The organism is Pseudogracilibacillus amylolyticus (SeqCode), from assembly GCF_051918545.1.
Classification (GTDB): domain Bacteria; phylum Bacillota; class Bacilli; order Bacillales; family Amphibacillaceae; genus Pseudogracilibacillus.
Genome location: NZ_JBPPZG010000148.1, coordinates 1 through 9,730, shown reverse-complemented (window position 1 = coordinate 9,730; position 9,730 = coordinate 1). Strand labels below are relative to the sequence as shown.

Annotated in this window: 12 protein-coding genes; 9 read left to right on the top strand and 3 right to left on the bottom strand. The window is 34.7% G+C overall.

Going from position 1 to position 9,730, the window contains the following annotated elements; all coding sequences use genetic code 11:
• Window positions 1-802 precede the first annotated feature (802 nt).
• From ACPYKA_RS14895 to ACPYKA_RS14885, 3 genes are all read right to left on the bottom strand, one after another.
• Complete coding sequence (locus ACPYKA_RS14895) at window positions 803-2,167, bottom strand: TrkH family potassium uptake protein (RefSeq protein ID WP_479543005.1); 1,365 nt, start codon at window positions 2,165-2,167, stop codon at window positions 803-805.
• Between the two features lie 107 nt (window positions 2,168-2,274).
• Window positions 2,275-2,976: an MgtC/SapB family protein gene (locus ACPYKA_RS14890; protein ID WP_479543004.1), complete on the bottom strand. Its 702-nt coding sequence runs from the start codon at window positions 2,974-2,976 to the stop codon at window positions 2,275-2,277.
• A 237-nt stretch (window positions 2,977-3,213) separates the two neighbouring features.
• A complete protein-coding gene (locus tag ACPYKA_RS14885) occupies window positions 3,214-3,621 on the bottom strand; it encodes a YwpF family protein (RefSeq protein ID WP_479543003.1) in 408 nt (135 codons plus the stop codon).
• A gap of 171 nt (window positions 3,622-3,792) precedes the next feature.
• Here ACPYKA_RS14885 and ACPYKA_RS14880 point away from each other — a divergent pair, with 171 nt between their 5' ends.
• From ACPYKA_RS14880 to ACPYKA_RS14840, 9 genes are all read left to right on the top strand, one after another.
• Entirely contained in the window at window positions 3,793-3,996 is a 204-nt protein-coding gene (locus ACPYKA_RS14880) for a DUF1657 domain-containing protein (RefSeq protein ID WP_479543002.1), read from the top strand.
• A 31-nt stretch (window positions 3,997-4,027) separates the two neighbouring features.
• Entirely contained in the window at window positions 4,028-4,504 is a 477-nt protein-coding gene (locus ACPYKA_RS14875; RefSeq protein ID WP_479543001.1) for a YhcN/YlaJ family sporulation lipoprotein, read from the top strand.
• A 17-nt stretch (window positions 4,505-4,521) separates the two neighbouring features.
• Window positions 4,522-4,995 (top strand): stage V sporulation protein AC, encoded by a 474-nt coding sequence (gene spoVAC / locus ACPYKA_RS14870; protein ID WP_479543000.1) that lies wholly within the window; start codon window positions 4,522-4,524, stop codon window positions 4,993-4,995.
• Window positions 4,996-5,018: 23 nt separating this feature from the next.
• Window positions 5,019-6,035 carry a stage V sporulation protein AD gene (spoVAD, locus tag ACPYKA_RS14865; RefSeq protein ID WP_479542999.1) on the top strand — a complete coding sequence of 339 codons (1,017 nt, stop codon included), beginning with the start codon at window positions 5,019-5,021 and terminating at the stop codon, window positions 6,033-6,035.
• Window positions 6,032-6,382, top strand: a complete 351-nt coding sequence (gene spoVAE, locus ACPYKA_RS14860; protein ID WP_479542998.1) for a stage V sporulation protein AE — start codon at window positions 6,032-6,034, stop codon at window positions 6,380-6,382. The genes spoVAD and spoVAE overlap by 4 nt, the downstream gene beginning before the upstream one ends.
• A gap of 17 nt (window positions 6,383-6,399) precedes the next feature.
• Window positions 6,400-6,600: a DUF1657 domain-containing protein gene (locus tag ACPYKA_RS14855; protein ID WP_479542997.1), complete on the top strand. Its 201-nt coding sequence runs from the start codon at window positions 6,400-6,402 to the stop codon at window positions 6,598-6,600.
• Window positions 6,601-6,613: 13 nt separating this feature from the next.
• On the top strand, window positions 6,614-7,471 hold the full coding sequence (locus ACPYKA_RS14850) for a DUF421 domain-containing protein (protein WP_479542996.1): 858 nt from the start codon (window positions 6,614-6,616) through the stop codon (window positions 7,469-7,471).
• 146 nt (window positions 7,472-7,617) lie between these two features.
• Window positions 7,618-8,724, top strand: a complete 1,107-nt coding sequence (locus ACPYKA_RS14845) for a GerAB/ArcD/ProY family transporter (protein ID WP_479542995.1) — start codon at window positions 7,618-7,620, stop codon at window positions 8,722-8,724.
• On the top strand, window positions 8,708-9,730 hold a 1,023-nt coding region (locus tag ACPYKA_RS14840), incomplete at its 3' end, for a spore germination protein (RefSeq protein WP_479542994.1). The genes ACPYKA_RS14845 and ACPYKA_RS14840, both read left to right, overlap by 17 nt.

The following is a 9,730-nucleotide window of genomic DNA, read 5'->3' as shown; positions in this document are numbered from 1 at the left end:
AGCGGAGAAGCAAGCCAACGAGCTTCCACAGGATGTGGTGACTTCGACGTTCGACACAGGACGTGTCGGTATTTAGTCGAAGTTCCCCTAATGCAGTGTCATTTTTACCGGACTTTTTGAACATCCTCTTCTAATATGTTTTATTATTCATGATCAAAAAGACAATAGCCTACGTTTAATAAGGCAATAACTAAGCATATGATTCCTAAGGCTGTAATCCACATATCTATACGCATCCTTTCGAAGTTTGTCCAATTAATATGTAGGTATAATCTTAATTTATCATACCAATTTTTTATTAAATTTGAAAGTAATTATGATTTTAACTTAAATTCTTATTTCAAAAGTGACACAATTTTGTCGGCAAGTAAGATTTACTAAGGTCATATTCCCGTATTGATCGAGTTTGGGACTTTAAAAACTTAGTTGTTCCGCGTTTTCTGTTTCTTCAGCAGTTACAAGAAACATTTAAGAACTGCGACAAATGAATTATTTTATTATGTTCATATCCTTTCAAAAACATTCTGTACATATTCAATTTTGCTACGCCCTCTTTACTCTTCCCATTTTTAAAAAACACCTTCAAGAGCACCAAATCTATTATTGCTATTCCCGTTCTAAACATTTCGCGTAATTTTGCAATATCACCACATCATGCCTAACGTCTAGTTAATCGTCTTAAATTAATTATAGTGAACCGCGAACAATGAATTATCTACTTTATCTATTTCAGTATCCATGACACCTATTTTATTTCCCCAATCAAGATTTTTTTCTTCATTTGTCTTCCTGTTACGTTTCCCTATCCAATAATGATTCTTTCTTTTGGATAACGAATATAATCATTTTGATTTTCTTTTCTGAATGAAAATAAGAATGTGACTAACCCGATTCTCCCCAGAAACATTAAGATCATTAACAATACTTTACTTATAGTGGTTAGCTCACTAGTAATACCAAGTGACAGTCCGACAGTTCCAAAAGCAGATGTCACTTCAAATAGAAGTTCATTCATTGAAAACGGTTCGATGATGGAAATAATTAATAATGTTGAAAAAATGATTGCTATTGCTAAAATCGTAACTGTAACAGCTTTCATCAGATCCTGATCATAAATTTCCCGGTTAAAGACTTTAATCCTCTTTCCACCCCGTGCAAAAGTGATAATAAAAATAACGACCAATGCAAAGGTGGTTGTTCTTATTCCCCCGCCGGCACTACTAGGAGAAGCCCCGATAAACATTAGAACTGACATAAAAAGATGATTTGATTCTGTTAGAAGACTCACATCCATCGTAGATAATCCTGCACTTCTCGTTGTAACAGATTGAAATAAAGCAAAAAAAATACTTTCATGCCAGCTTTTATCTTTAAAAAATTGATTAACATCGATTAAATAAATAAAGGCAGCACCTAAAACAATAAGTACAAGAAATGTTGTCGTAGTTACTTTTGTAAACAACGTAAAACGAAACCGTTGTTTCATTTTCCGTCTGGTTAATAAATATTGTTTCACCTCTATTAAAACTGGAAATCCGATTGCTCCAAATATGATCAATAACATAATAATAATTTGAACAAAATAATCATTTTTATAAGGAGCCATGGAATTATTGGTTAAACTGAACCCACCATTGGATATCGCACTAATCGTAGAAAAGAAACCATTATAATACGCTTCTGCAGGCGTTGGGAAATAGCGCAAAAAATAAGTACCTAAAATAAGAAACCCTAATAATTCGATTGCCAAAACAACCAATAAAATTTGCTTAATTAAGTCGACAATTCCACCAAATGTCGTTTGGTTTTGGTCTTGCATAATTAGCCTTCGTTCAGAAAGCCCGATTTTCTTCCCTAAAAGTAACCATATAAAAGTACTTACAGACATGACGCCAACAGCACCCAGCTGTAAAATAAGTGCCAGTAATATTACTCCTGTTGTACTTAATGTATCTCCAACTGAGATCGTGCTAAGTCCAGTAACACTGAGCGCACTTACGGCTGTAAAAAGTACATCAATAAAAGGAACGCTGACTCCTTCCTGGTAAGCTACTGGTAGAGATAAAACAATCGTTGATAAAATAATTGCAAAAAAATAAAAACATAATAAAAGTTGCGCAGGTGTTAATCGTTTCATCCACTGAGAAAAACTATTCTTATCTAACATAATTAAGAAACTCCTCTACCTATATATCGACAAAACATTTTTTAAATCAGTATAGCAAAAAGATAATTTCTAACGACTTTTTAAACAAAATTAATATAATAAGCCATTCATGAATTCAATTCAATTAAATCAATATTCTTTATTTTAGTTAATTTTTGGTAAAGTTCAGTAGGTTTTACATCTTGATAGACTTTTACTTCCACTTCTATTACATAGCTGTTTACTTGTTCATCTTTTATATTAACCTTGCCTAGTTTAACTACTTCTCTTTCAATTTGCTCTACAATTTCCTCAATATTTTCGCGGCTGTTTAAAGTAACTGCGATTTGGAATTCTTTTAACTTAAGTTGTTCAAAACCTAATCTGAAGATAATATATGGAATAATTTCAACACTAATTAATAAAAGCCCGACCCCAACAATTGCTTCGATGTAAAATCCTGCTCCAATTGCAACGCCTATGCCGGCAGCACCCCAAACGATTGCGGCTGTCGTAAGTCCGGAAATCGTATCATCTTCTCTTCTTAAAATCACTCCTGCACCTAAAAAGCCAACTCCTGTAACAATTTGTGCAGCCAATCGTAAAGGATCCATGCGAATTTCAGCCAAAGCTGAACCAGGTAATAAGTATGCTGACTGAATCGACACAATCGTTAATAAACAACTAACGATGGAAATAACTAAAATTGTTTTTAAGCCTAAAGACTTTCTTTTTAGTTCCCGTTCCAGACCAATTAACAATCCGAGAATTGCCGCGATTAAAAGTCGCAGTAACATCTCAAGGTGTACGTTAGTAACAATCTCTAACATCTTTTGTTCCTCCCTGAAGTTCAGGCTGTCTTCAACTATACTTTGCAAACGCACTAAACTATTGGCGAATGCTAAGGACTTCGTTAGTCGCTAAACTTTATGAAAAATCGATGAATGAGAGACCCCTATGCTTCTGATAATTACCCGATATCGCTGGACAGATAACCAAAATCGCATATAAATATATTCATTTTTTACACAAATATGTGACCACCCCAAAAGAAAACAGAGCTAATGTTATATTAGCTCCTTAAATTTCTTCAAGAGAGACTCTCCCTGATACCCTTCTTCAATGATCATTTGCAACATTTCTTCGATACGACTCTTACGGTGGTCGACGACTTCACCTTGAAAAAGCACATTAATTCTTTCTTCATTTATTTCATTAATATCTATAATTTTTGTAATAAAAAATGCAGGATCATTTTCTTCTCTTGTAATTTTCACTTGGATCATAATCTCTTCTGCATCTTTTATCTGATTAAAATAAGTCAAGAATTCATTATCAATATATGCCTCAATTAACCATCCAAATTTATCTTCCCGGTTGATTACTAATCCGTCACGAAGCGGAATCGTTTTTCGTTCAACGCCATCCTCTTCATTCGCCATTATTTTTAACCCTTTTAATTTAAAGGTTTTCATACGAAACTCCCCTTCGCTTATTCGAAATCATATGTTTAAAATAGTTTATTTTAGAAATAAAGTCAATAGTCTTTTACGTACCCTTGGAAAAAAGAGGATTAGACCACGATGTATAAATCATTGTGTTTTTCCCATTCTATTACTAACTTGTTTTTAAAAGGAGGAGTAATCATGACAGTTGCTACCCAAGTTAGGCAAGCAATTGCTGGATTAAAAAGTGTACAAGCAAGTTTTGAACAATTTGCTCTCGAAACAGAAAATAAACAGGCAAAACAGATGTATCAAAATGCGGCTGAGCAAACGATGCAAGTACTTCAATTTGTAGAACCTCGTTTACAAGAGATTGAGCAAGAAGAACCACAATATAAACAATAAAAAATTTATTAAAAAAAGTGAGGTGAAAAGATTGTACCTCAAGAGACTTCTTTTCCTATTACTAGGTTTGTTTATTTTATCCGCTTGTACGAATAATAATGCCAGTCAAGATCAAATTCTAAAACCGACGGGTAACCGTGATCTTGAACTAGTCAAATTACAATCAAAAGGCATTGTAGATCAAAATCCGTCAAACCGAGCAAAAGAGTTAATAACTGAGGAATACGAAGAGGTTTCTGCTGTCCGAGCTGTCAACCATAAAGATGACTTACTTATCGCTATCGATGTCGACCATCATGAGCGTTTTGATTTAGATGATATTGAAAAGAATATACAAAAACAAGTCCGCGACCAATATTCTGATTTAAAAGTGACCTTGTCAACAGATCAAAAAATATTAATCGAATTAAAAAAATTGGAAGCAGACATTATGAATAATAATATCTCTAATGACCAACTAAAAAAGAAGATAACAGAATTAAAAAGATTATCAAAAGAAGAAACGTAAGAAAGAGTGAGGATGAAATGGCAGATCAAAAAAAGAAGCAGCTGCCTCCTGAAGCACAACAATATCAAACATTACAGAAAAACCGCGAAATAAAGCGACCAGTTTTTAAAAACTGTTTGAAAGCTTTTTTAGTTGGAGGATTTATTTGTTTGATTGGGCAATTGATAACAACTTTCTATATTTATTATTTTGATTTTACGGAACAAACTGCTGGAAATCCTACTGTAGCAACTCTCATTATTATTACTATGTTTTTAACTGGTTTCGGGATTTATGATCATCTCGGCCAGTTCTCCGGTGCAGGTACAGCTGTTCCTGTTACTGGTTTTGCTAACGCAGTAATATCTTCAGCCATCGAACATCGCTCAGAAGGCTATGTTCTCGGAGTTGGTGGAAATATGTTGAAACTTGCAGGACCAGTAATTGTATGCGGAGTTTTTTCTGCATTTGTGATCGCGCTAATAAAAACAATTATATTGAAGTTAATTTAGAAGTAAAGGTGAGGTGTAACGGGATGTTAATGGGTCATAGCAGTTGGCAATTTAATAACCAACCAGTTATTCTTTCTACTGGCATTGTTGGTGGACCATTTGAAGCACAAGGAAAAATTGCACACGATTTCGACATATTACATGAAGATATGTGGTTAAAACAAGATTCATTTGAAAAAGCCCAACAAATCATGATGGAAGAAGCCAGTCAAATTGCTGTTAAAAAAGCTAATATCCAAAAAGAACAAGTAGATTATTTTATTAGTGGTGATCTCATTAACCAAATTACACCTTCTACTTTTGCTGCTAAGTCTGTTGATGTCCCCTATTTAGGAATTTTCAGTGCATGTGCAACCTCTGCGGAGAGTTTAGCGCTTGCTGCCTTAATTATAAATTCTGGTGGAGCGAATTATATTTTAAGTGGGACAGCTAGTCATAATGCTGCAGCTGAAAGACAGTTCCGTTATCCAACCGAGTATGGTGGACAAAAACCGCCGACCGCTCAGTGGACAGTGACTGGAGCAGGTTGTGCGCTCGTTGCTCCATCTGGAGAAGGACCTGTTATTACTACTGCAACCATTGGAAAAGTTGTCGATATGGGATTGACGGATCCGTTTAATATGGGCGGAGCAATGGCCCCTGCGGCAGTGGACACAATCGTTCGTCACCTAACAGATAGAAATGTAGATGCCGATTATTATGATCTTATCATTACCGGTGATCTTGGAAAAGTCGGACGAGAGGCTTCATATGATTTACTTAGAGAAAAAGGAATTGAACTTGATGCAAAAAAGTATGTTGACTGTGGTTTAACAGTCTATAAGGAAAACCAACCAGTCAACGCCGGTGGTAGTGGAACGGCTTGTTCGGCAGTCGCAACGTATGGCCATTTTCTAAATCGTATGAAAGAAGGAAAATTGAACCGCATTTTATTAGTTGCGACCGGTGCCCTACACTCTCCGATGAGTGTGCAGCAAAATAATTCAATACCTTGTATCGCTCATGCTGTATCTATTGAATCTCGAGGTGATGTGTCATGATTTTTTTCTGGGCATTTGTCGTTGGCGGACTAATTTGTGTAATCGGGCAAATTATGTTTGATGTATTTAAATTAACCCCTGCACATACGCTTACAACACTCGTAGTATGTGGCGCTATCCTCGACGGGTTGGGATTATATGAACCATTAATTAATTTTGCCGGCGCAGGAGCAACAGTCCCGATTACAAGCTTTGGAAATTCACTCGTACACGGTGCAATGGCTGAAGCGGAAAAACACGGTTTAATCGGAGTAATTACCGGGATTTTCGAAGTAACAAGTGCTGGTATTTCAGCTGCAATTATTTTTGGTGTCATTGCTTCACTAATCTTTAAGCCAAAAGGATAGGATGTGAAATTTAGGAGATGACAGTTGGATCAAATGTAAAAGGAAGTTATTTTTCCGTAAAAAGTGCTGAAGCAGGTTTAGAGCAATTAGCAATTAAAACGAGTAATGAAGAAGCAAAAAAAGCTTTTTATGATGCCCAATATCTTCTTTCACAAGTTAGAGAAGACCTAAAAAAACAAGTACAATTTTTAGCACGCGAAGAAGCTCAGTATAAGTAAAGGAGGGACTGCGATGCCTGATTGGTTAAATATTCTTTTGCGATCCATTTTTCTCATTTTCACTTTATTTTTATTAACGAAATTTCTTGGCAAAAAACATATTTCACAATTAAGTATTTTTGATTATATTAATGGCTTTGTCTTAGGCGGGATCGGTGCTATTTTAACGGTTCATAAGGATGTACCTCTATTACACGGGATCATCGCTATTGTCGTTTGGTTTACTATTCCATATGGGATTGATTACATAGCTCTAAAAAGCAAAAGAGTTAGAGATTTTGTTCAAGGAAAAAGTACCGTAATCATACAAGACGGAAAAATAATGGAAGAAAATTTAAAAAAAGAATTTTTTTCTACAGATGATTTATTAGTTCATCTTAGGGAGAAAGATATTTTTCATGTTGCCGATGTTGAATTTGCTTTATTGGAGCCAACTGGAAAGTTTAGTGTATTACCAAAAACGGAAAAACAACCACTAACAGCAAAATCTTTAAACATAAAGCTTGCTCCTAAAAAAGAACCACAAACCGTCATCATGGACGGAAAAATGTTATTAGAACCTCTAGCAAATATAAATTTGAACCCGGCTTGGCTAGAAACGGAACTAGCAAAAATGAATGTGACGATTGAAAATGTTTTCTTAGCTCAAGCGGATAGTGATGGACAATTAACAGTTGATTTATATGATGACAAACTATCCGTACCAAGTCCAACAGAAAAAACGCTTCTTTTGGCGACTCTCAAAAAAACACAAGCAGACTTAGAACTATATGCGTTAGAAACAGAAAATGAGCAGTCAAAACAATTATATCAGAATAATGCCAAAAGGTTAGAAGAAGTAATTACCCTTGTCGAACCGTATTTACAATGAAAATATATACTTCACTTTATCCGTGAAAAACGAAATTATTGCTATTTATCGGGAAAGATCCATAAAAACTAAACTAAAAGTTCGTATAACTACTACCAACAATATCCATACTAAGCGTTAGAACTTATAAATGGATTTTGGTGAATATGAAAAATAATGAGACGGTTTCCATATTACAAGTTATTTTATTACTGATGATGGCTATCGGATTAAAAAACCATGTGATCGTAATCCCTCCTTTACTGAAAGAAGGTGGTAGAGACGCTTGGATATCTGTCATTATCATGTCCCTACTCTTTCTTATTTGGGGAATTTTACTTATGTATATTTACAAAACAATGAAAGGTAAGCATATTCAAATATGGCTTGAAAATAGTATCGGAACTATTTTCTCAAAACTATTGCTTTACATAGTTTGTATTTATTTACTCATTGTGGCTGCGGCAACGTTAAAAGAAACTGTTTTATGGACGAATGTTTCTTATTTAAATGAAACCCCTGCCCTTGTTTTAACGATTGCTTTTATTGTCCCCTGCATGTTAGCTGCCTTGACGAATATACAAACAATTACGATTACCAACTTTTTCTTTTTAGCCCTTGTAATTGTCTTTGGTCATTTTGTATCTTTCGCTAATTACGAGCATAAGGATTATTCCTTGCTGTTACCAGTGTTGGAACACGGATATGTCCCAGTTTTAAAAGCACTGATTTACCAAGGGACTGGAATGATCGAGTTAATTGTCTTACTTTTCCTACAGCATCAGTTCAAATCTACATTTCGCTATCGGCACTATGTAGTCATTGTTGTTATTTTAACGTTGTTAACATTAGGACCTTTAATTGGGGCAATCATTGAATTCGGCCCAAAACAGGCAGCAATGCAACGCTATCCCGCTTATGAAGAATGGGGACTAGCAAGAGTAGGTACATATGTAGAACATGTGGACTATTTATCGATTTATCAATGGTTATCTGGAGGATTTATTCGGATTACATTACTATTATTTACGATAAGAATACTGCTAAATAAAAAAAATAAAACAGTAAATATATGGATCATCTTAGTTTTATCCGTTCTTTTGGGAGTAATTGTCCTGTATCCAATTGATGAAAGAAAGTTTTTCGATATTTTAATGGAAATTTTACTCCCTTTCACATTTTGGTTTTTTCTCATTTTTTCGTTCATTTTAGGTGTCATCGCATTTATGTACCGTAAGAAACAGGGAGATGAAAATAATGTCCAACGAAAATGAACAGCAAAGTGCGACATCTGAAAAAGATATATTTACAGAGCAAACGATTCGCGAGCTTTTTTCAAACAATCCTGACGTGACATTTCAAACATATTCTTTTGAAGACAGAATAATAACATTTGTAACTTGTGAAGGAATGGTTGATGAAGAAATAATCAATAATGTTGTTTATGAACGAGTGGTGTTTTTTTTAAAAAATCGACAACATAAAATAGTATCTTTGGATGAAATTAATAACTCTCTCTATTTACCAGGGATTACGCAGGTAGAAAATAAAGAAAAGTTAATTGCTGAGATTTTCACTGGAAAACTTATGATATTTTTTCATAAAGAACAATATCTTTTCTCGGTGGATATATCAAAACGCCCCCAACGTAACCCCGAAGAAACGAGTACGGAAGTTTCCATCAAAGGACCAAGAGATGATTTTATTGAAGATATTGTTACAAATATTGCTTTGATTAGAAAAAGACTACGTACCAATTCCCTAGCGATTAAAAAATATGAACTAGGTACTCGAACACAAACTCAAGTTGCGGTTCTTTATATAGATGACATCGTTAACCCGGACATCATCAAGATAATTGATAAGAAAATGAATAAAATCAATATTGCGGGAATCTATAGTGGATCACAATTAAAAGAACTACTATCTGATCGAAAATTAACATTTTACCCTCTTTTCCATTACAGCGGACGTCCGGATTTTGCTGTTCATAGTCTTTTGACTGGACGAATTATCATTCTTGTTGACGGTGTGCAATATGTTATCATCGCACCGGTCAATTTAGCATTTTTATTAAAATCAGCTGAAGATAGTGAAAATATTTACTTGTTTAATTCTTTTGAACGGTTAATTCGCATTGTAGGTATCATCATCGCAATATTCCTTCCCGGTTTTTGGGTTGCATTGAGTAGTTTCCATCAAGATCAAATTCCGATTGCTTTTTTAGGAACAATTATTGAATCAAGAAAAGGCGTACCACTACCTGCACCGCTTGAAGCA

Bases quoted from the DNA above. Each gene is read 5' to 3' on its own strand.
- ACPYKA_RS14895 (WP_479543005.1), bottom strand. From the start codon at position 2,167: ATGTTAGATAAGAATAGTTTTTCTCAGTGGATGAAACGATTAACACCT.
- ACPYKA_RS14890 (WP_479543004.1), bottom strand. From the start codon at position 2,976: ATGTTAGAGATTGTTACTAACGTACACCTTGAGATGTTACTGCGACTT.
- ACPYKA_RS14885 (WP_479543003.1), bottom strand. From the start codon at position 3,621: ATGAAAACCTTTAAATTAAAAGGGTTAAAAATAATGGCGAATGAAGAG.
- ACPYKA_RS14880 (WP_479543002.1), top strand. From the start codon at position 3,793: ATGACAGTTGCTACCCAAGTTAGGCAAGCAATTGCTGGATTAAAAAGT.
- spoVAC (WP_479543000.1), top strand. From the start codon at position 4,522: ATGGCAGATCAAAAAAAGAAGCAGCTGCCTCCTGAAGCACAACAATAT.
- spoVAD (WP_479542999.1), top strand. From the start codon at position 5,019: ATGTTAATGGGTCATAGCAGTTGGCAATTTAATAACCAACCAGTTATT.
- spoVAE (WP_479542998.1), top strand. From the start codon at position 6,032: ATGATTTTTTTCTGGGCATTTGTCGTTGGCGGACTAATTTGTGTAATC.
- ACPYKA_RS14855 (WP_479542997.1), top strand. From the start codon at position 6,400: ATGACAGTTGGATCAAATGTAAAAGGAAGTTATTTTTCCGTAAAAAGT.
- ACPYKA_RS14850 (WP_479542996.1), top strand. From the start codon at position 6,614: ATGCCTGATTGGTTAAATATTCTTTTGCGATCCATTTTTCTCATTTTC.
- ACPYKA_RS14845 (WP_479542995.1), top strand. From the start codon at position 7,618: ATGAAAAATAATGAGACGGTTTCCATATTACAAGTTATTTTATTACTG.